Source organism: Rhizobium sp. 10N427, assembly GCF_056394605.1.
This window is the reverse complement of sequence record NZ_JBFTID010000012.1, coordinates 93,112-114,133: the sequence shown is the minus strand read 5'-3', so window position 1 is coordinate 114,133 and position 21,022 is coordinate 93,112. Positions and strand designations below refer to the sequence as shown.

18 protein-coding genes are annotated in these 21,022 nt (G+C 61.7%); 5 read left to right on the top strand and 13 right to left on the bottom strand.

The window, feature by feature from the left end:
* Positions 1-23: 23 nt before the first annotated feature.
* Positions 24-1,064: an isopenicillin N synthase family dioxygenase gene (locus AC1DIJ_RS22550; RefSeq protein WP_112390023.1), complete on the top strand. Its 1,041-nt coding sequence runs from the start codon at positions 24-26 to the stop codon at positions 1,062-1,064.
* 36 nt (positions 1,065-1,100) lie between these two features.
* Here the strand turns inward: AC1DIJ_RS22550 and AC1DIJ_RS22545 are convergent, their stop codons facing one another.
* The gene (locus AC1DIJ_RS22545; RefSeq protein WP_112390022.1) at positions 1,101-1,406 is read right to left on the bottom strand and encodes a hypothetical protein; all 306 of its coding nucleotides are present in this window, start codon (positions 1,404-1,406) and stop codon (positions 1,101-1,103) included.
* Between the two features lie 197 nt (positions 1,407-1,603).
* Between AC1DIJ_RS22545 and AC1DIJ_RS22540 the strand changes: the two genes are divergently transcribed.
* Positions 1,604-1,951, top strand: a complete 348-nt coding sequence (locus AC1DIJ_RS22540) for a RidA family protein (RefSeq protein WP_112390021.1) — start codon at positions 1,604-1,606, stop codon at positions 1,949-1,951.
* A 33-nt stretch (positions 1,952-1,984) separates the two neighbouring features.
* Here the strand turns inward: AC1DIJ_RS22540 and AC1DIJ_RS22535 are convergent, their stop codons facing one another.
* The 4 genes from AC1DIJ_RS22535 to AC1DIJ_RS22520 form a co-directional block, all read right to left on the bottom strand.
* Positions 1,985-4,051: a hybrid sensor histidine kinase/response regulator gene (locus AC1DIJ_RS22535; RefSeq protein WP_112390020.1), complete on the bottom strand. Its 2,067-nt coding sequence runs from the start codon at positions 4,049-4,051 to the stop codon at positions 1,985-1,987.
* Positions 4,029-5,537, bottom strand: coding sequence for an ATPase domain-containing protein (locus AC1DIJ_RS22530; protein ID WP_112390019.1), 1,509 nt, complete (start codon positions 5,535-5,537; stop codon positions 4,029-4,031). The genes AC1DIJ_RS22535 and AC1DIJ_RS22530 overlap by 23 nt, the downstream gene beginning before the upstream one ends.
* A gap of 192 nt (positions 5,538-5,729) precedes the next feature.
* Positions 5,730-6,623: a glutathione-dependent disulfide-bond oxidoreductase gene (gene yghU, locus AC1DIJ_RS22525; protein ID WP_112390018.1), complete on the bottom strand. Its 894-nt coding sequence runs from the start codon at positions 6,621-6,623 to the stop codon at positions 5,730-5,732.
* Between the two features lie 236 nt (positions 6,624-6,859).
* Entirely contained in the window at positions 6,860-7,693 is an 834-nt protein-coding gene (locus tag AC1DIJ_RS22520; protein WP_310301395.1) for an alpha/beta fold hydrolase, read from the bottom strand.
* Between the two features lie 279 nt (positions 7,694-7,972).
* Here AC1DIJ_RS22520 and AC1DIJ_RS22515 point away from each other — a divergent pair, with 279 nt between their 5' ends.
* Positions 7,973-8,401 carry a MarR family winged helix-turn-helix transcriptional regulator gene (locus AC1DIJ_RS22515; protein ID WP_112390017.1) on the top strand — a complete coding sequence of 143 codons (429 nt, stop codon included), beginning with the start codon at positions 7,973-7,975 and terminating at the stop codon, positions 8,399-8,401.
* Positions 8,402-8,494: 93 nt separating this feature from the next.
* Here AC1DIJ_RS22515 and AC1DIJ_RS22510 read toward each other — a convergent pair whose 3' ends face one another.
* The 7 genes from AC1DIJ_RS22510 to AC1DIJ_RS22480 all read right to left on the bottom strand — a co-directional run bounded on the left by AC1DIJ_RS22510 (position 8,495) and on the right by AC1DIJ_RS22480 (position 17,165).
* Positions 8,495-9,880 (bottom strand): LLM class flavin-dependent oxidoreductase, encoded by a 1,386-nt coding sequence (locus tag AC1DIJ_RS22510; RefSeq protein WP_112446062.1) that lies wholly within the window; start codon positions 9,878-9,880, stop codon positions 8,495-8,497.
* A gap of 32 nt (positions 9,881-9,912) precedes the next feature.
* A complete protein-coding gene (locus AC1DIJ_RS22505) occupies positions 9,913-10,890 on the bottom strand; it encodes an ABC transporter permease (RefSeq protein WP_112390015.1) in 978 nt (325 codons plus the stop codon).
* Between the two features lies 1 nt (position 10,891).
* On the bottom strand, positions 10,892-11,908 hold the full coding sequence (locus tag AC1DIJ_RS22500) for an ABC transporter permease (RefSeq protein WP_112390014.1): 1,017 nt from the start codon (positions 11,906-11,908) through the stop codon (positions 10,892-10,894).
* A complete protein-coding gene (locus tag AC1DIJ_RS22495; protein WP_112390013.1) occupies positions 11,898-13,448 on the bottom strand; it encodes a sugar ABC transporter ATP-binding protein in 1,551 nt (516 codons plus the stop codon). Before AC1DIJ_RS22495 ends, AC1DIJ_RS22500 begins: the two co-directional genes overlap by 11 nt.
* Before the next feature lie 62 nt (positions 13,449-13,510).
* Complete coding sequence (locus AC1DIJ_RS22490) at positions 13,511-14,521, bottom strand: sugar ABC transporter substrate-binding protein (protein WP_477831555.1); 1,011 nt, start codon at positions 14,519-14,521, stop codon at positions 13,511-13,513.
* 116 nt (positions 14,522-14,637) lie between these two features.
* Entirely contained in the window at positions 14,638-15,696 is a 1,059-nt protein-coding gene (locus AC1DIJ_RS22485; protein ID WP_112390011.1) for an ABC transporter permease, read from the bottom strand.
* On the bottom strand, positions 15,693-17,165 hold the full coding sequence (locus tag AC1DIJ_RS22480) for a sugar ABC transporter ATP-binding protein (protein WP_112390010.1): 1,473 nt from the start codon (positions 17,163-17,165) through the stop codon (positions 15,693-15,695). The genes AC1DIJ_RS22485 and AC1DIJ_RS22480 overlap by 4 nt, the downstream gene beginning before the upstream one ends.
* 231 nt (positions 17,166-17,396) lie before the next feature.
* Between AC1DIJ_RS22480 and AC1DIJ_RS22475 the strand changes: the two genes are divergently transcribed.
* Positions 17,397-18,443: a substrate-binding domain-containing protein gene (locus tag AC1DIJ_RS22475; protein WP_112390009.1), complete on the top strand. Its 1,047-nt coding sequence runs from the start codon at positions 17,397-17,399 to the stop codon at positions 18,441-18,443.
* Between the two features lie 75 nt (positions 18,444-18,518).
* Positions 18,519-19,727, top strand: coding sequence for an acyl-CoA dehydrogenase family protein (locus AC1DIJ_RS22470; protein WP_112390008.1), 1,209 nt, complete (start codon positions 18,519-18,521; stop codon positions 19,725-19,727).
* 62 nt (positions 19,728-19,789) lie between these two features.
* Here AC1DIJ_RS22470 and AC1DIJ_RS22465 read toward each other — a convergent pair whose 3' ends face one another.
* Positions 19,790-21,004 (bottom strand): SfnB family sulfur acquisition oxidoreductase, encoded by a 1,215-nt coding sequence (locus AC1DIJ_RS22465; RefSeq protein ID WP_112390007.1) that lies wholly within the window; start codon positions 21,002-21,004, stop codon positions 19,790-19,792.
* Between the last annotated feature and the right edge of the window lie 18 nt (positions 21,005-21,022).

Sequence of the window (21,022 nt, the reverse complement as noted above, 5' to 3'; positions counted from 1 at the left end):
CGCCCCAGAATACGAGGACTTTCATGACGGCCCTGAACGACGCCAACCCATCCGGCAGTGCGCTGCCTGTGCTTGATATCTCGCGGTTTCACGGCCGGGAACGCGAGGCTTTCGTCGCAGAGCTTCGCCATGTGCTTCATGATCACGGCTTCTTCTATCTCACCGGGCACGGGGTCGAGCAGGCTTTCATCGACGATGTCATTGCCGCGTCCAAAAGGTTCTTTGCGCTTCCGATGGACGAGAAGCTGAAGATCGAGATGATCAAGTCACCGCATTTTAGAGGATACAATCGCGCCGGGCAGGAACGCACGCGCGGCGAACAGGATTGGCGCGAGCAGCTCGACATCAACACCGAAGGTACGGCTGCGAAGATCGGTCCCGCCACGCCGCCATGGAAATGGCTTCAGGGCCCGAACCAGTGGCCGGAAGCCCTTCCTGAACTGAAACCGCTTCTTCTCGCCTATCAAGCGGAAGTGACAAGGATCGGCATCGATATTTTGAAGGCCATCGCTGTTGCGCTCGACCAGCCGGAAGATGTCTTCGCCGGTATCTACGATCCGCAGCCGTCGCAGCTTCTGAAGATCATCCGGTATCCGGGCCGGGATGTCGCCGAGACCGATCAGGGCGTCGGGGCACACAAGGATGGCGGCTTCGTCACCGTTCTTCTCCAGGACAAGACGCCCGGCCTGCGCGTCCGCACAGAGGCCGGTGATTGGATCAGCGCCCCGCCGGTTCCCGGCACCTTCGTCATCAACACGGGCGAACTCCTTGAACTGGCGACAAACGGTTTCGTCCGTGCAGACGTTCACGACGTCGTCGCACCACCCCGTGGCGTCGAGCGGTTCTCCGTGGCGTTCTTCCTGGGCTCGCGTCCCGATGCGACGATACCGGTGATCGAGCTTCCCGAAGCGCTTCGCAGCAATGAGCGTGGCGTGACCGCGGATCCGCTGAACCCGATCTTTCGCGAAGTCGGGATCAATCAGCTGAAGAGCCGCCTGCGATCTCATCCTGATGTCGCTCAGACCCACCATGCCGATCTGGCGAAATCAATTCTCGGATCGTAGCCCGCCCGAAGCCGGGCTGGCAACACTTCCAGTTTCCTAGATGCCGGAACCATCGAGGTTCTGATGGTCGTCGCCCGCCCAGGGCGCCGGCATCGAGCTGCGTCCGAGATTTGCGGAAGGCATCGGCATCCAGCACTTCAATTCCGGTTCGGCATATTCGATGATCTGCCCGGGCGAGGAATCCGACGCGCGCCAGCCTTCGCCGCCAAACTGATCGCCATTCGACCAATAGGCGAGATCGACTTCCGCCGATCCCTGTTCGGACGGACGGATCGTCACCAGAATCCGGCTGCCGTCTCTCGGCGCACTTGCCATCTGGCGCCAGCGGTCCAACTCTTCCACCGTTTTCTCCTCCTGCCTTGATACGCTTGTAAATGTCGTCCTGACATCGGGAACGGTCAACTTAAACTTTCAGCAAAACCGGCGAACCGATGCCAACTTCCAGGGATAGGCCGCGCGCCCCAGAAGATGCTGGCCTTTTCGTATTTCAGGCGCTAGCGCTGTGGCTCAGACGAGATCGAGCATGAAAGGGCATTTGAATGGTCGAGAGAATTGGCTTGGCGGCGCGCTGGAGCGACGCAGTGGTCGTCGGAAACCTGATCTTCCTCGCCGGCCATACGGCTGAAACCACCCGTGGCCAGCCGGTGCGGCTGCAGACCGAAGATGTTCTGGCCAGCCTCGACGATACGCTGGCGCAGGCGGGCGTCAGCAAGGAAAATCTCGTCAGCGTCACCATCTACCTCTCCGACATTTCGGGGTTTGACGAGATGAATGCGGCTTGGGATGCGTGGGTGCCGGTGGGACATGCGCCGGCTCGTGCAACGGTCGAGGCCAGGCTGGCTTCGCCTGACCTCTTCGTTGAAATGACGGCGATCGCGGCGAAGTAATCGCCCCGTCAGTCTTGCAAATCAGATGCGCGATCAGCGGGCACTGAAGGCGACCTTGGCGATCTCATTGGCCAGCTGGTCCTGTGTGTAGGGCTTTCCAAGCCTTGCGACGTCCAGATCGACCCCTGGGGGAAGTTCCGCGTAGCCGGACGCGATGAGGATCGGCAGGGCCGGCGCGATGGCGCGCACAGCTCTCGCCAGATCGCCGCCGGTCATGCCGGGCATGGAATAGTCGGTGATGACAAGATCGAAGGCCGATCCGTCACCGAAAAATTCCAGCGCCTCCGTTCCGGAATGGGCTTCGACGACGTCATGTCCGAGATCCATCAGCATGTCGGCAGAGCTCATCGCGATGAGAAGGTCGTCATCGACAAGCAATATCCGCTTCGGCCCTGACGCATTGCTGGCGGCCTGTGGCGGGATGACGATCAATTCGGGCTGTGCAGCGCTGGAGATCGATACAGGTATCCACAACTCGGCCGTCGTGCCCTTGCGAACTTCGCTGGTCAGTTTGAGGTCGCCCTTCAGCTGGGATGCAAGGCCATGGATCATCGACAGGCCGAGACCGGTTCCCTTGCCGAGCTCCTTGGTAGAGAAGAACGGCTCGATTGCCTTTTTCAGGGTCTCCTCGTCCATTCCGTGGCCCTGGTCGGCGACGGAAAGGATGACATAGCTGCCAGCCGCGAGCTCTGCCGTCCCGGATATCTGCTCGGATTGTCTAAGTTCGATACGAATGGTGCCGCCGTCCGGCATAGCGTCACGGGCATTGACGGCGAGATTGAGCAGCGCCAGTTCGACCTGGTTTGCGTCTGCGGAGACGAGGGGAAGATCATCCGGCACCACGGTTTCGACAACGATAGTCGAGCCGACGGAGCGCTTGAGAAGGTCTTCCATGCCAAACACCAGCGCCCGCATATCGACCGGGTCGATGCGAAGATCCTGCCGCCTGGAAAAGGCCAGCAGACGCTGAGTCAGCGACGCGCCTCTCCTGGCGCCCTGCTGGGCGCCATCGATCAGGCGCAGCGCCTTGGCGTCGTCTCCCGCATGTTTGCGCAGAAGTTCAAGATTGCCGAGAACTGCCATGAGAAGATTGTTGAAATCATGCGCGACCCCGCCGGTCAGCTGGCCGATCGCCTCCATCTTTTGAGCCTGCCGCAACTGTTCTTCGGCGCGCTCGCGCTGGCTCACCTCTGCCATGACGACCGCGTGCGCCTGTTCCAGCTCGCGGGTGCGCTCGGCGACACGCTCTTCTAGCAGCTCGTTCAGCTGCCGCTGGTGTTCCTCCGCCTTGAGGCGGTCGGTAATGTCAGCCGAAACGCCGACAAGTTTGATCGCCTTGCCCCACCGGTCCTTGTAGAGCTGCGCCCGGATTTCGGCCCAATGCACCGAGCCGTCTTTCCAGATTGTCCGGTACTCGATCGAATAATCCGCTCCGCTTTCGATCGTCGCCCGGACGGCGGTCTGCATCCGGCCGACATCCTCTGGGTGAATGATAGCGAGCAGATCGGTATACGAAAACGCATCGTCCGGGCTGCGTCCGAAAATCGCTTTGCAGGTCGCCGATGTGGTCAGCTCGTTGGTGGTGAGATCGAGCTCCCAGGCGCCGAGCCGGCCGGCGCCAAGAGCGGTCTGCAGTCGGCGTTCACCCTCATCAAGAGCCTCGATCCGCGATCGTGCCTCATATTGCCGCCGGCGCCCGCGCATGGCGGAACGCGCCACGCTGATGAAAGTGGTCGCATGGAACGGGCGCTCAACGAAGCTGACATTTCCGAGCACTTCCGAGAGCCGGGCGGCAGCCGGATTGCGTTCGGGGCCGCCACCGCGATTGGTGAGGATGATGAAGGGAAGGTCGGACCAGCTCGGCTGCACTTCGATCCAGGCGGAAACGGCGCGCAGATCGGCGGAACGAAATGCTTCCTCGGTGATAACGGCAAAGGCGACAGCGTCGCCAAGGTTGGCGGCAAAGGACGGCAGATCGAACACGATCCTTGCCTTGATGCCTGCCTCCTGCAGGAGCGACGCTGCAATTTTCGAATCCCGGCCGACTGGAGCGTAGATCAGGCCGATGGTATCGCTGTTAGGAATCGGTGCCGTCCTCATCTGACAATGGAAGGAGCGGCTGTCTTTCTCCAACAAAATTCGGGACGCCGCGTAGTACGCCCTGGAACCCCGAAAGTGGTTCGCCAAGCGACAGTCCGGCATTGGAAATTCGAAATTCGCGGATGGTATCCTCGTGCGGTCCGGTTCGCTTCTTGATCACGGAGACCGCGCGGCGCACCTTGCCCAAGGCCTCGAAATACCGGAGCAGGATGACGCTGTCGGCGAGATAGGTGACATCGACGGGCGACTTCATGTCGCCGACAAGACCATGCTGGGCGACGGTCAGGAACGTATTGGCGCCTTGCCGGTTCAGATATTGAAGCAGCTCATGCATGTGCAGAATGAGGGCGTTTTCCTCCGGCATCGCGGCCTGATAGCCGTTGATGCTGTCGATAATGACCGTTTTTGCGTCATAGCTCGCAACCCTGTCTCTGACACGCTGCGTAAACTCTCCCGGTGAAAGTTCGGCCGCATCCAGCTGCTCGATATGGATAGACCCATCGTCGCGCATCTTTTCAAGATCGATGCCCATCGACTTTGTTCGTGCGAAGAGGAGTCCCAGCTCTTCATCGAAAATGAAGATCGCGGCCCTCTCGCCCCGCTGCACCGCCGCATTGACGAATTGCAGGGTAAACAGGCTTTTGCCGGTACCAGCCGGGCCGATCAGCAAGGTGCTGGATCCTCGCTCGATGCCGCCGCCCAGAAGACGATCGAATTCGCGCAGCCCGCTGGAGAGAGTGGTCCGCTCGAACCCGGTCTTGTGCTCGACAGCGCGCAGGCGCGGGAAGACTGCGACCCCACCGGTTTTGATGACGAAGTCGTGGTAGCCGCCGCGGAACGACTGGCCGCGGTACTTGATGACCCTGAGGCGGCGGCGCTCCGACCCATAGTTGGGCGCCAGCTGCTCAAGATGGATGACGCCGTGGACGACGCTGTGCACGGTCTTGTCGAGGCTATCGGACGTCATGTCGTCGAGCAGCAGGACGGTCGCATCCGATCGCGAGAAAAAGTGCTTCAGCGCCAGAATCTGCCGGCGGTAGCGGAGCGAACTCTGCGCCAGCAGGCGGATTTCCGACAGGCTGTCGATGACGACACGCTGAGGCTTGATCCGCTCGAAGGCCTCGAAGATCAGCTTGGTCGTTTCTCCAAGTTCCAGGTCCGACGAATAGAGCAGGCTTTGCTGCTGGTCGGCGTCGAGCAGACTTTCCGGCGGCACGAGTTCGAAAATCTCGACCCGCGAGTCGATCTCCATACCGTGCGACCTGGCGCAATCACGAAGCTCCTCATCGGTTTCGGAGAGGCTGATGTAGAGACAACGCTCGCCGAGTGCGGCACCCTCGAGAAGGAACTGCAGCGCGATCGTCGTTTTCCCCGTGCCGGGAGATCCTTCGAGCAGAAATACATGTTTGCGGGTAAACCCGCCGGCAAGCACATCGTCGAGGCCCTGGACGCCAGTCTCTGCCTTGCTCATCAATACCTTATCCATGCTTCCTCCGAATTCGCTAAAATAGTTAGGGCGGATAGCACATGGAAACAAGGCGGTAGCCGCGCACGAAACCGGGTGTCATCGAGGCGCAGGCGCTACTGATTTCGGGCAGCACTAGCGGGTGCCGCGAGCGTCGAGACGTTTGGCCGGCCGCCGCATGCCCGTTTCAGGGCTGCGGCGGCTAGCGTCCGTTTACTTGGCGATCTTGTCCTGGGTCTTGGTCTCGAAGTCCGAGGCATCGTGCCGCTCGTGCAGCTGTTCGGACGGGTCGCCATGGACGCGGTTGACCATCCGGCCGCGCTTGACGGCGGGGCGTTCGGCGATCTCCTGCGTCCAGCGCTGCAGATGCTTGTAGCTTGCGACGTCGAGGAACTCGCCGGCCTCGCCATAGGCCTTGCCCTGCGCAAGATTGCCGTACCACGGCCAGATCGCGATGTCGGCGATCGAATATTCGTCGCCAGCCATGTATTTGTTTTCGGCGAGCTGGCGGTCGAGCACATCAAGCTGGCGTTTGACCTCCATCGAGAAGCGGTCGATGGCATATTTGATGTGGATCGGTGCATAGGCATAGAAGTGACCGAAGCCGCCGCCGAGATAGGGCGCGGAGGCCATCTGCCAGAAGAGCCAGTTCATGGTCTCCGTCTGGGCCTTGTGATCTGCCGGAAGGAAGGCGCCGAACTTCTTCGCCAGATAGAGCAGGATCGATCCGCTTTCGAATACCCGGGTCGGCTCGGGGGTCGAATGGTCGAAAAGAGCAGGGATTTTCGAGTTCGGATTGACGTCGACAAAGCCGGAGCCGAACTGGTCGCCGTCACCGATCCTGATCAGCCAGGCATCGTATTCCGCGCCTTGGTGGCCGAGCGCCAGCAATTCCTCAAGCATGATGGTGACTTTGACGCCGTTCGGCGTGGCGAGCGAATAGAGCTGCAGCGGATGCTTGCCGACCGGTAGAACCTTGTCATGGGTTGGCCCGGCAATCGGCCGGTTGATATTGGCGAACTGGCCTCCATTGCCCTTGTCCCAGGTCCACACCTTGGGGACTTCGTATCCTGCCGGAAAATTGTCGGCGGGGTTCTTCTCTGCCATTTTATCGGTCCTTTTCAATCGGCGCATTCTGGTTCGGCTTAAGAACCTAACGACAAATGTCACGCTTTCAACTGCTTAACGACGGATATTGCTGCAAAGCGGCAAATGGGCGCTGGCGAAGAGAACAGGAGAGGGAAGGGCGTCCGTGCAGCCCTGCCTGGGAGACCATGCAGCGGCACCATTCGCGCGACGGAAGATGTGCCCGCAGGGCGGGCACATCGGTTTTCATCTGAAACTCAGGCCTTGAAGAAAGCCAGGAGGTCGGCGTTGATAACGTCGGCATGGGTGGTTGCCATGCCGTGCGGCAATCCCTTGTAGACCTTCAGCTCGCCCTTCTTCAGAAGCTTCGCCGAAAGCAAGGCGGAATCGGCGATCGGTACGATCTGATCGTCGTCGCCATGCATGACAAGGACGGGTACGTCGATCGTCTTGAGGTCGTCGGTGAAGTCGGTCTCGGAGAATGCCTTAATGCAATCGTAATGGGCCTTGGCGCCGCCCATCATGCCCTGGCGCCACCAATTGTCGATGACCCCTTCGGAAACCTTCGCGCCCGGCCGGTTGAAGCCATAGAAGGGACCGGCAGGAATATCGTGGAAGAACTGCGCGCGGTTGGCGACCAGCGCGGCGCGGAAGCCGTCGAACACCTCGATCGGCAGGCCGCCCGGGTTCTTGTCCGATTTCAGCATGATCGGAGGAACGGCGCCGAGCAGCGCCGCCTTGGCAACGCGGCCGCCACCGCCATGCTTGGCGACATAGCGCGCAACCTCACCGCCACCCGTCGAATGGCCGACATGGATGGCATCCTTCAGATCGAGATGCTTGGCGAGTTCGGCGACGTCGGATGCATAGGTGTCCATATCGTTGCCGGTTGCCGTCTGGCTGGAGCGGCCGTGACCCCGGCGGTCATGGGCGATGACACGGTAGCCCTTGTCGAGGAAGAACAGCATCTGGGCATCCCAGTCGTCTGCACTCAGCGGCCATCCATGGTGGAAGACGACCGGCTGGCCCTTGCCCCAGTCCTTGTAGAAGATCTGCGTGCCGTCCTTGGTGATGAAGGTATTGCTGCTCATCGTACTGTTCTCCTTTGGCGATTGCTTGGTCTTGGCTTCTGCGTTTTGGGCAAGCGGAATGGCGGCCGCGGCGGCGAGGCCCAGTCCGGCGGCCATCACGCCGCGGCGGGTTGCTTGAATGTCAAACTGGCTCATCTCGGATCTCCGTATTATATGTTTCGCAATATTTATTATCGCGATAAACAAAAGCTAACGCCTCACTCCGCGCTTGTCCAGAGAAATAATTATCGCGATAATATTTTTTGCGGTATATGGAGCGAGGACGACTGGAGATTGCCTATGCCACTGCCTCTCGATAACCAGCTTTGCTTTTCGCTCTATGCCACCAGCATCGCCATCAACCGCACCTACAAGCCGATGCTCGACGCGATGGGCATCACCTATCCCCAGTACCTGGTGCTGAATGCACTGGGCGAGGATGACGGCATGACGATCGGCGCCATCGCCGAGCGGCTGTCGCTGGAATCGAGCACCGTCACGCCACCGGTCAAGCGGATGGAGCAGGCTGGCCTTGTCGCGCGGCGGCGCAGCAAGGAAGACGAACGGCAAGTCCATGTCTGGTTGACGGATGCCGGAAAGGCTCTGCTGCAGCAGAGCAATTGTCTCGGCGAGACGCTGCTGGCCCGTTCAGGCCTATCGATGGAAGGCATTGGAGCGCTGAACGAGGACGTCAAGCGGCTTCGCGCCGCGCTGACGAGCGAAGAATAGCGGCATCGAGAACAGCTGGGGCTTGAGCCGCCTACGCAATGCGAGGCAGCCCAAGCGAGTCTCGACAATTGTTTGTCGTCACGGTAGCCGGCGCTACTCCGCCGCCAGCCGCGCGCCGGTCCGCCGGTAGGTTGCGCCCGGATGCGGGGCCACGAGCGTCGGCCCCTGGCCCCCCAGCTTTTCGCGAAGCGTGCCCTTGCGGTAATCGGTCTTGTAGACGCCGCGCCGCTGAAGCTCGGGGACGAGAAGATCGACGGCATCCTCGAAGCTCTCGGGGGTCACCGCGTAGGCGAGGTTGAAACCGTCGACGTCGGTATCCTCGACCCATTCCTGCATCAGGTCGGCGACCGTCGATGGCGAGCCGACGAAGACCGGACCGAACCCGCCGATGCCGACCCAGTCGGCCATCTCGCGCACTGTCCACTCCTTGTTCGGATCGATGGTGGTGAAGGTCTCGACTGCTGACTGCACCGCGTTCGTATGGCGATGGCGCAGAACTTCGTCCGGGCCGAACTGGCCGAAATCGATGCCGGTCCATCCCGAGATCAGGGTAAGGGCGCCTTCGAGCGAGGCATACTTCCGGTATTCGTTGAACTTGCGTTGTGCCTCCGCGTCTGTCTCGCCGAGGATCACGGTCTGCAGGTTGAAGGCGAGAATCTCGCGCGGATTGCGTCCGGCGCGTTCGGCCGCCTCGCGGACATTCGCGACATAGCGCTTCAGGACAGGCTTGGAGGGGGCAGCAACGAAGATGCATTCCGCGTGTGCACCGGCAAAGTCCTTGCCGCGGCTGGAGGCACCCGCCTGGTAGAGAACCGGCGTGCGCTGCGGCGATGGTTCGCTAAGATGGATTCCGGGCACCGTGAAATGCTTGCCGGCATGATTGATCGGATGGACCTTTTCAGGATGGGTGAAAATGCCGGCATCCCGGTCGCGCACCACGGCGTCATCTTCCCAGCTCCCCTCCCAAAGCTTGTAGCAGACGTCGAGATATTCATCGGCGAGATCATAACGGTCGTCGTGGTTCGTCTGCGCCGGCTGGCCGATATTCAGCGCGCCGCTGTTAAGATAGGAGGTGACGATGTTCCATCCGACCCGGCCCTTCGTCAGGTGGTCCAGTGTCGAGATCCGGCGGGCGAACGTATAGGGGTGCTCGAACGACAGCGAGGCCGTCAGGCCGAAACCCAGATGCTCGGTGGCGTAGGCCATGGTTGGAATGATCTGCAGCGGATCGTTGACCGGAACCTGTGCGGAATGGCGAAGGGCTGCATCGACATTGCCGTTCAGCACGTCGTAGACGCCGAGCACATCAGCAATGAACAACCCGTCGAATTTGCCGCGCTCCAGGGTCTTTGCCAGATGCACCCAGTAATCGAGATCCTTGTAGTTGGCGGATTTGTCGCGTGGATGCCGCCAGAGACCTGGCGACTGATGTCCGACGCAATTCATATCGAAGGCGTTCAGCCTGATTTCACGTGTCATACGATTGTTCCTGAAGCGGCGGCCGATCGATGTCAGGCCGCGGCGGTTTTCCGGTTGATGAAGCTGAAGGCCAGCACCGCAAAGATCAGCGTTCCTGTCGCGACCTGCTGCCAGTAGAAATTGAGGCCGGTCAGGAGCAGGCCGTTGGCGACGACGCTGAGAAGCAAGACGCCAAGGACGGTGCCGGGAATGTTGGGGCGGCCGAGCGGCGAAAGTGTCGTGCCGATGAAGGTTGCGCCGATGGCATTCAGAAGAAAGGCATTGCCCGAGGAGGGGATGTAGACGGTGACCGTCGCCGTCAGCACAAGGCCGGCGATCGCGGCGATCACGCCTGCCAGGATGAAGGTCGCACCGACGGGTATGCCAAGGTTGATCCCGGAATAGCGAACCACGCTTGGCTGGATGCCGATCGACAGCACTACGCGTCCGAAACGCGTCCAGGCCAGGATCGCGGCCGATGCGGCGATGACAGCTGCGGCGATCACCAGCGGCACCGGTACGCTGGCGATCGTCCCGTGCCCGAGAAACCGGAACGCATCAGGGATCCCTGATGGCGGAAGATAGACCGGATTGCCGCCGTTGGTCAGCAGCTGCTGGATGCTGCGGCCGATGAACAGAGTGCCGAGTGTGGCGAGGAAAGGTGCCACGCCGATGACGGAAACCAGTACCGCATTCACAGCGCCGACGAGTGCGCCCGCGGCGAGCCCGGCAAGGGCGGCCAGCGACACAGGCTCGCCAGCGAGCACGAGGGAGACGAAGGCGAAGCTTGCGAAATCGACCGCCGTGCCGACCGAAAGATCTATACCTCCGGCCGTGACGGCGAATGTCATGGCGATCGAGACGATCGCCAGCAGCGTGAAGTTATTGACCAGGATGCTCTGCAAGTTGCCGACGGTCAGAAATGCCGGCGCGAGGATCGAGAACAGCGCGAAGACCCCAACCAGAGCCGCGATCAGTCCATAGCGGGCAAGGTTAGCGATCGACCCTTCGGCGAGTTTCAAGCCGGACATATCAAGCCTCCCGTTTGCGCAGCAGGGTTGTGGCCGAGACCACGATGAGGATGAGAAGACCCTGGACGCCGCTGACCAGTGTGCTCGGGAGGTTGAGAAGCTGGAAGCCGTTAGTCAGGAAGCCAACGAACAGCGCCGAGATCAATGTGCCCGGAATTGTTGGAACCAGACGGCGCGAGAACACCGAGCCGAGAAGTGCGATGACGACGACGGGGAGCAGCGCTTCGCCGGAACCGGTAGTGCTGCCGCTGAGATAGGAGACCGAGAGAATGCCTGCCACCCCGCCGCACAACCCGCTGGCAATGAAGGCGCCTGCGAGCAGGCGCTTGACCGGCAAGCCGGCGGCCCGCGCAGCATCCGGAAACTCGCCGACTGCATAGAGCCGCAGGCCAGCCGGCGTGTATTGGATGATCGCCCCGGCAAGGGCGGCAAACCCGAGCAAGATATAGGCAAGGAACGGGATGCCGAAGCTGTCTGACGAGGAGATCGCCGTCAGGAAATCGGTCGATGCCGGAACGACGGTATTTTGCGTCAGCACGAGCTCCAGACCGGCGGCTATATTCATCACGGCGAGTGTCGCGAGCAGCGGCACGATGCCTGCGAGCACCACCGCGGCTGCGTTGACCGCACCAATCGAAAGGCCGGTCAACAGTGCTGCGCCGGCAGCAGCCGGGTCGCTGAAACCCAGCTGGATCAATGTCGCGTAGACTGCGGCGCTGAGGCCCATATTGGCGGCAAGAGAAAGGTCGATGCCGCCGGTGACGACATTGGAGCCGCCGGCGATCAGCACCACCGTCAGGCCGATTGCCAATATCCCCGAAATTGCCGATTGGCCGAGCACATTGCCAATATTGCCGACAGAGAGGAAATAAGGTGCGGTGAGTGCAAATGCGGCCAGTATGACTGCGAAGACGAGCAGCGAGCCGAAACGGAGGATCGCCGCCGCCGAGGTGCCGCCGGTGCGCGGTACATCGGCGAGATAATCCGGGGAGGGAGCGAGCTGGATATCAGCCGACATGATGCAATCCTTCCGAAGCGCCCGTCGAGATCGCGAGCACTTCATCGGTTGTGGTTTCTGCTGAGGCGAGTTCACGGATCAGCCGTCCGCGGAAGAACACCAGAATGCGATCGGTGATGCCGACGAGCTCGGGCAGGTCGGAAGACAGCACGATGACGCCCGCGCCGCGCGCCGCAAGCTCGCCGATCAGCGTGTAGATCTCGACCTTCGAGCCGATGTCCACACCGACTGTCGGCTCGTCGAGCAGATAGACTTCGGAATGGCGGCTCAGCCATTTTGCGATCGCTACCTTCTGTTGGTTTCCGCCCGACAGGGTGCGTACCAGCGCATTCCCGCCGACCGTCTTGATCTGCAGGCGCCGGATCAGGTCATCCGTGTCGCGCCGCTCGCCGGCCAGCTTGAGGAAACCGAAGCGGCTGTAGCGCGACAGGCTCGGAAGCGTGATGTTTTCTGTGACGCTGAGGTCGAGGCTGACGCCGTTTCCGCGCCGGTCCTCGGGAACGAGCGCGATATGGCTCTCGACCGCTGCCGAAGGGCTCTTCGGGTCGATGGTCCGTCTGCCCGTCTTGATCGTGCCGTCTGCGGCGCGCTGGAGGCCGAAGAGCGACCGGATGAGATCCTTGGCGCCGGAGCCGAGAAGCCCGGTGATGCCGAGCACCTCGCCGCGGCGCAGGGTGAAGCTGACATTGTCGAAGCGGCCGGGCGCCGACAGGCCTCGAACGTCCAGAATTGCGTCTCCGACTTCGACCTTGCGCTTGGGGAACATCTCGCCGATATCGCGTTCGATCATCAAGCCTGCGATCGTCGTGGCAGGTGCCTCACTAATCGGTAGGGAGGCGACGCTGAGCCCGTTGCGCAGCACCGTCACATGATCGCAGAGGTCTTCGATCTCGTTCAGATAGTGGGAGATGTAGATGACGGTCACACCTTCGTCGCGAAGGCGGCGGATCAGCCGGAAGAGGATATCAGCTTCGCGCCGGATGAGGGCAGCAGTCGGCTCATCGAAGACGAGAACCTTCGGCTTGTGGAGCAGCGCCCGCGTGATCTGCACGATCTGCCGTTCGGCCGTCGATAACTGGCTGATCAGCGCATTTCTTGGCAGATTGATGCCGAAATAATTCGCAAGCAGTTCCTCGGCGCGCTTCTGCATCGCCCGGCGATTGAGAAACGGAGTTCGCGCGATGCGCCTCTCGTGACCGAGAAACAACGCCTCGCCGACCGTGAAGGTTGGAACCAGCAGCCGGTCCTGGTGGATGAAATGGATGCCGAGTTCGTCGCAGAGATGCGGCGTCAGCCTCTCGTATGGCTTGCCATCGACCTCGATCGAACCGCCGTCCGGCACGTGGAAGCCGGCAAGGAGCTTGATCAGCGTCGATTTTCCGGCCCCGTTCTGGCCGACAAGGCCGTGTACCGTGCCGCGCCGGACGGCGAGCGATGTTCCGGCCAGCGCCTGCGCACCGCCGAAGCGTTTCACGACCCGGTCGAAGCGAATGATGATATCGCCGGTTTCAGCTGTGGGCGCCACTGCGGATGCACTCATGTTGGATTGTTCCAGAATTCGGAGCGCGGACCCTCCCGCAATCGAAAGGGTCCGCCTCAAGATCAGCCGATGCCGAGCTTCTTGATGATGTCGGAGACATTCTCCTTGTTGGCGAGCAGCGCCGGGACATAGCTTTCGCGCGGCAGCGTCTGGCCCGACAACAGCTTGGCGACGTTGCGAATGGCGACGCGGCCGATCTCGGCCGGTTGCTGCGCCGCGTCGGCGCCGGCGGGCGACTTCGGATCGGCAACGAGCTGCAGAACCTCGGGGCTGCCATCGACACCGTAGGTGCGGATTTCATTGCGTCCGGCGGCTGCGATCGCCTGGGTGGCGCCAAGCTGCGGGATATCCCAGGCAGACCAGACGGCCTTGATCGAGCCCTTCTCCGGATACTTGTTCAGAATCGCGGTGATCTGCGTGAAGGCGTCCTGCACGGTGTTGGGGATGACGTCCCGCAGTTCGGGCTGGATGATCTTTACCTTCGGGAAATACTTGACGACGTTGACGAGCTGGTCGTAGCGGATGGCGCAGGGCGTCACGCCGTAGAAGCCGTTGAAGACGACGATATTGCCTTCGCCGCCGATATCAGAAACCAGCTGCAGCGCCAGGTCTTTGCCGATACCCCAGTTATCCGAAGTCGTGTTGTTCAGCGAATTCGTCGAGCCGACATCGACGGTCAGGACGGGGATCCCGGCATCGCGCGCCTTCTTAAGCCACGGATCGATGACGCTCAACGTCCCCAGGATCTGCACGAGCGCGTCTGGCTTCTGAGCAACAAGCGTCTGCAGCTGGGCGATCAGCTTGCCGTCGTTGCGGCCGGCGTCGACGGCGATCGGCTCGCCGCCGAGACGCTTCACCTCTTCGATCTGGGCATTGTAGACCTGCAGATCGAAGTAGTGGTCGGTGCCCGTCGCGCTGATGGCGACCCGCTTGCCCTTCAGCGAGAGCGCTGCATCATCGGCGCGCGCTACCGGCGCCGTCAGCAGGCTGGTACCTGCAAAGGTCGCTCCTGCGACCGCTGCAAACTTCAAGATTTCACGGCGTCCAAGGCCGTCCCCAATTTCCTTAGTCATGCTCATATCCCTCAATTTCAATAGTCTACAAAATATATGGAAATAAACGATAAAGGAGGTACGTTATTCCAAAAGTTCAGAGTGTTGGCGAAAATTTGGCGGGCCGGGCAGGGCCGTTAGCGATCAGCATTGCGGCCCAAGCCGAAGGTCAAAGCCAGTGCGCCGACCAGCACGGCGCCCTTGACGAAGTCCTGCGTATAGTAGGGCGCATTGAGCATCGTCAGCCCGTTGAGCAGGACGCCGACGAAGACGGCACCCGCAATGGTTCCAAGCACATTCGGCCGGCGCAGGTTAAGAACGGCAAAGCCGATCAGCGACGCGGCAACGGCATCCATCAGCAATGAACCGCCTGATGAAACATCGCCGCGCCCGACACGTGCGGCAATGACGATGCCGCCCAATGCGGCGAGTGCTCCCGATATGACGTAGGCAAGCGTCTTCAGCCGTATCGTTGAAGCACCGGCAAGCCGCGTCGCCAGTTCATTGCCACCGGTGGCAAAAAGCAGGCGGCCTATGCGCGTGTGTTCGGTCAGCACGTATAATGTGACGGCTACGGCTGCCATCAGCACGACCGAGACAGGCAATGTGGCGAAAAGGCTGTATCGGCCGATCATCAGGAATGCCGGATCGAAGGCGCCCGATGCCTTCGATCCGTCGGGCAGGATGAGCCCGGGAGAAATCGAGCGGCCAGCAGTCGGAATAAGCTGCAGGCCAGACAGCAGAAACATCATGGCGAGCGTCGCCAGGAGATCAGGCACCCGCAATCTGACGATCAGCAAGGCGTTGATCAGCCCGACCGTTGCCCCAAATGCCAGCACCAGCGGCACGGTGATGAAGGCATCGAGCTGCCAGACGATCATCGCGTAGCTTGCCGCCATGACGCTGGAGGCGGCGATGGCGCCGATCGAGAGGTCGAAGCCGCCGACGGCCAGCGTCACCGTAACGCCCGCGCCGAGAATCGCGACGACCGAGACGGCTTGGAGGATGCTCATCAGATTGGCGACGTTCACAAAGGCCGGTTCGGCGATGCCGAAGCCGATCACCATCAGGCCAAGCAAGATGAAGACGGCACCGGCTCGCAGCGAGCGGCCAAGCGCCGTGGCACGGCCGGCAATACTTTGCCGCGCACGCTCCTTGCTCTGCGTTGCAAAGGCGTCATCGTCGATGCTGGTCATATCATTGGTCCATGCGTGGTGAGGGTTTCACTGACCGGAAGGAGTGTATGGCTGTCGATCGTCACAATGCGATCGGCCACCTCGAGAGCTTCTTCCGGATCCGATGTGGCAATCAAAGTGGCGCGGTCCCTGCGCGAGCGGATCGCCTTGATGATGTCGTGCCGTGCGCCGACATCGACGCCCTGGAAGGGCTCGTCGAGCAGCAGCAGCCGGCTCGGCTCGGCCTCCCAGCGGGCAAGAACCGCCTTTTGCTGGTTGCCGCCGGAAAGGGTCCAGACCGAGGCAAAGGGACCGGCAGCCTTGATGCCGATCCGGGAAATGGCGAGCGTCGCTTCCCGCGCTTCGCGCCCGCCCGCGATCAGGCCGAACGGATACCATTTCTTCAGATGGGGAAGACTGATGGTGGCGGCCAGCGAGTTTCCCGGCCAGGCGGCAGGCATGAGAGACGCGCGATGCCGGTCTTCACCCGCCATCGCAACGCCTGCCGCAATCCCATCCGCCGGTGACCTCGGGTGATAGGCTTTGCCATCGAGCTCCATTGTGCCGCCTGCAAAGGAGGCCGCGCCGAAGATCGCCGACAGAAGCCGGCTCTTGCCGGCGCCGAGCACGCCGGTAAGAGCCACGACCTCGCCTTCGGCGATCTCGAGATCGAACGGTACGCTCGACGGCAGCAGCCTGATATCGCGCATCGCCAGAACGGCTGGGCCAACAGCGTCTCGCGCCGCGGGCCGTGCCAGTTCGAGCTTGCGGCCGATCATGGTCTCAAGCGCACGGGAGAAGTCGATCGGCTGCGAGAAACCCTCGACGACCCGCCCGCCGCGCATGATGACGGCGCGGTCGGCAATCGCCCTCAGGTCGGCGGTTCTATGAGAGATATAGAGGATCGCCAGACCCTTTGCGCGCAAGCCGCGCAGGACATCGAACAGGCGCTGGCTTTCGTCTCCCGAAAGACTTGCGGTCGGCTCGTCGAGGATCAGCAGTTCGGCATTGTTTGCAAGCGCGCGTGCGATAGCGGCAAGCTGACGGTCGGCGGTGCTGAGATCGGCGAAGTCCCGGTCGAGCGGGAGGTCGAAGCCGGCAGTATCGAGAATGGCGCGCGCCTGCCTGCGCACGCTCCGCCGCGAGATGAAGAACGGCGCCGAGCCCTCGGCGAAACGGTTCAGAAGCAGGGTATCTGCGACCGTCAGCCCGGCCGCTCCGGCGAGATCGGTCGATTGATGCACGGTCACCACCCCGGCTCGCGCCGCTTCCGATGGCGTCTTCGGGGCGAACGGCCGGCCGTTCAGTTCAATCAGGCCGCTGTCTGCAGGAAATACGCCGGAGAGGATTTTCACCAGGGTCGATTTGCCCGCGCCATTGGCGCCCATCAGCGCAATGATCTCGCCGCGCTCGATCGACAGGCTCGCGTCGGCGAGCGCGACTGTGGATCCAAATCTGTGGGTGATGTTTTCGACGTGAAGAAGCGGCATCAATCATATCCGGGCTTTCGGGCCGGCATATTGGACCGCCGGGGGCGTCCCGTTCCAGGCAAGCGATTGCCCGTGCGGGCTGTGTTGCGAAACAAAGAATCTCCCGGGGCTCCGAAAATCGGATGATTTAATCTACTAAAAACATAGAGTTTATATCTAATAATTTCATGCGCCGCCGGGATCGTTCTGCCCGTCAGACGGTGCCTGCCATCGATCACAAGGACCGCGACGATGAAATCTCTTGCACGGCTTGCTTTTTCTGCAGCCGCCCTCTCCGCATCTCTCTCCTCCGCAGCCTTTGCCGGTGGCCTGAGCGGCGCCCCGGCTCCCTTCGACAAGGGCGGGGTCAAGGTGGCGCTGATCAGCTACATCTCCGCTGGCGATTTCTTCCAGGCCTATCAGGCCGGTGCCGAGGCGCAGGCGAAGGCACTCGATATCGATCTTCGCGTCTTCCAGGGGAGGCAGGACGCAGCCCAGCAGCGCGAGCAGATTCTGCAGGCGATCAATCTCGGCGTGGCCGGTATCGTCGTCGATCACGGCTTGCCGGAATCGCTGAGCGACGTCGTCCAGCAGGCAGTGGACAAGGGCATCAAGGTCGTTGCCTTCGACGTCAATCTCAACAACCCAAAGATCCCGCAGGTCGAACAAAGCGACCATGAGCTTGCCCAACTTGCCCTGAAACAGGCAGTCAAGGACAACGGCACCAGCTTCAAGGCGGGCTATGTCTACGTCGCGGGCTTCGCGCCGCTCGACCGCCGCAACGAGGTTTGGGACAAGTTCAAGGCCGAGAATTCAGGCGTCACCGAGAAGGCCCGGTTCGGCAATGTCAGCGACACAACGGCGACCTCGACGGCCGACCAGGCAAAGGCGGCGCTGACCGCCAATCCCGACATCAATGTCGTCTTCGCACCCTATGATGAGTTCGCCCGCGGCGTGAAGCTTGCGGCCGGTGACCTCGGCATCTCCGGCAAGCTGAAGATCTATTCGGCCGACGTTTCGACCGCCGACATCCAGGAAATCACCGAAGAGGGCAGCCCGTGGGTCGCAACGGTTGCGACCAATCCGGCCGTCGTCGGTGCCGTATCGGTTCGCGCTGCAGCCCTGCAGATCGCCGGGCAGGACGTTCCCCACCAGATCACCGTCAAGCCTGTGCTCCTGACGCAGGAGGGCCTGCGCGCCGCCGGTGTCAAGACGATCGAGGACCTCGCCCAGAAGATCCCGGAATTCAGCGCCAGCGATGCGGTGACCGCGAACTGGATCCCGGCCAAGCTTTTCTAGGCTGACATTCTCGATCTCCCGGCGGGGACTACGAGGCCCCGCCGGCTCCAATTTCATAGAACCGGAGTTTTCATCATGAGCCAGTCCAATGTCGTCTTTGCGGCCAACCGCAGCACGACGCGCGAGGACCTTTTTACCCGTGCGGAGGAGATCTCGGCCGATCTTTCCGCCCGCGCAGGCGAACTTGACCGCGACGGCCGTCCGCCGATCGGCGAGATCGTCAAGCTGAAGAACGCCGGCCTCCTGAACGCACTCCACGATGTCAAGACCGGCGGAGGCGGGCTCGATTGGGTGGACGGTTTGCGGCTGGTGCGTATTCTTGCACGCGGCGAAAGCTCCGTCGGCCAGCTGCTCGGCTATCACTACGTCAATAGCCAATATATCAACTGGGCATTCGATGAGGCCCGGGCGCAGGCACTGAGTTCCGAGACAGTGGCAAAGAGCCTCTATTGGGGTGCAGCGGTCAATCCGCGCGACCCAGGCCTCGTGCTGACGCGGCGCGGCAACGGCTATGTGCTGAACGGTCGCAAGTCCTTCTCCACGGCAGCGCACGTGTCCGACTATATCAATGCCAATGCCGCGCTTGACGACAAGATCGCCGGTTTTGCGGTGCCGACGAACCGGCCGGGATACAAGGCGAATGACGACTGGGACAATTTCGGCCAGCGTCTTTCCGACAGCGGCAGCGTCGAGTTTCATGATTTCCCCGTCTATGAAGACGATTTCGTCGCCGCACCCGCGCCGGCAGATGAGGCTCCGCCGGTGCTCTCGACCTTCAACACGCCGCTGATCCAGCTGGTCTTCGTCAATTTCTATCTGGGAACGGCAGAGGGCGCGCTGAACGCTGCCGTCGACTATGTCCGCACGACGACCCGCCCCTGGGTGACGTCGAATGCGGCCCGCGCTGCCGACGATCCCTATATTCTTGAAAGGGTCGGCGAGCTCACAGCGGCGGTCAAGGCATCGGCAGCACTTGCCGATGTCGCAGCCGCGGTGGTGCAGGAGGGGCTGGCGAAGGGGCATGCGGTGACGGCGCGCGAGCGCGGCGAGGCTGCCGCCGAAGCCTATGCCGCCAAGGTGCATGCGACCCATGTGTCGCTGGATGTCACCTCGCGGGTCTTCGAGCTGATGGGCGCCCGCGCGACGGCGGAAAAATACCGTTTCGACCGCTTCTGGCGCAATGTGCGAACGCACACGTTGCACGACCCGGTGTTCTATAAGGCCAAGGAAGTCGGAGAGTTCGTGCTGAACGGCCGAATACCCGACGTCAGCCTCTATAGCTGAGGTCATTGTTGTGAAAACAAGAAACCCCTTCGCGGCCGCGCGGAGGGGTTTCGTTTTATTCGTCAGAGCGCGCCGTTCTTCGGTGGAATGACGCCGTTCAGATGGTAATTGCCGACGACGTGATATTTCCAGCGGACGGGGTCATGAAGCGTGTGGGTGCGGGCGTTGCGCCAGTGCCGGTCGAGATTCAGCCCGGTCTTCACCGAACCCGTTCCTGCCAGTTCGAACAGCGTCGTGCTTGCTTCAAGCGCGATCTCCGTGGTCAGCACTTTTGCCGCTGCGACAGCGAGGCTCGCCTCGACGACCTTCTCTTCGCTTGTGTCGGCCTGCGCGGCATCGACCTTGCGCCCGGCACGTTCGAGAAGCGCGCTGGCGGCTTCCAGCCTGATAGCGATCTGGCCGGCCTTGGCGATCGTCAGCGGATCGTCGCTGGCGCGCTCGGCGCCGCTGTTCATCCAGGGCCGCGCCTTGTGCGTGACGAAATCGACCATCTCCCTGAACGCCGCCCGGGCGATGCCGAGATCGACGCCGGCGTGAATGATCTGCCCGACGGAGCCGATGGTCGAGGGCCGCTCGAAGCCCCGGTGATGCGATACGACCGCGCCGCGCTCGACGAAGACGTTGTTCAGGATTGTGGTGCCGCTGCCCGTGGTGCGCTGGCCGAACCCATCCCAGTCATCGACGATTTCGATACCCTCGGTTCCCTTGGGCAGAAAGGCCATCACCAGATGATCCTCCTCATCCAGTGCGAACACGGTGATCCAGTCCGCAAAGATCACGCCGGTCGAATAGTATTTCGTGCCATTGATCCGGTAGCCGCTGCCATCACCGGTTATGCGGGTCTCATAATGTCCAACCGTCTTGGTGCCGCGTTCGGACAGCGCGTTGCCGAACCGGCGCCCGGCCAGGGCTTCGGCGAAGAAGGTTTTCTTCTGGTCTTCGCTGCCGTCGGTCCGCAGCGCCTCCAGAATGTAGAAATGGTTCTGGGGGATCTGGCCGAGCGAACCGTCTGCTTCCGAAATGATGGCGGTGATCTCGGCAAGCGCCGCGTTGGAAATGCCAAGACCGCCGAAGTCTTTCGGCACGGTAATTGTCAAAAGACCGGAAGAAGAAAGCCGGTCGAGCTCTTCGAAGGGCAATATCCTTTCGGCATCCCGCTGCGACGCAGTTTGCGCGAAGCGCTCTGCAAGCTCACGGGCGGTCCGGATGGCCTCGTCTTCCGTCGCAATGCGGTGCGCGGCAGGTCTGGCTGCGGGAGGTGAAAAGGGCGCGTTCATGGTCGCTTCCTGTGGAAT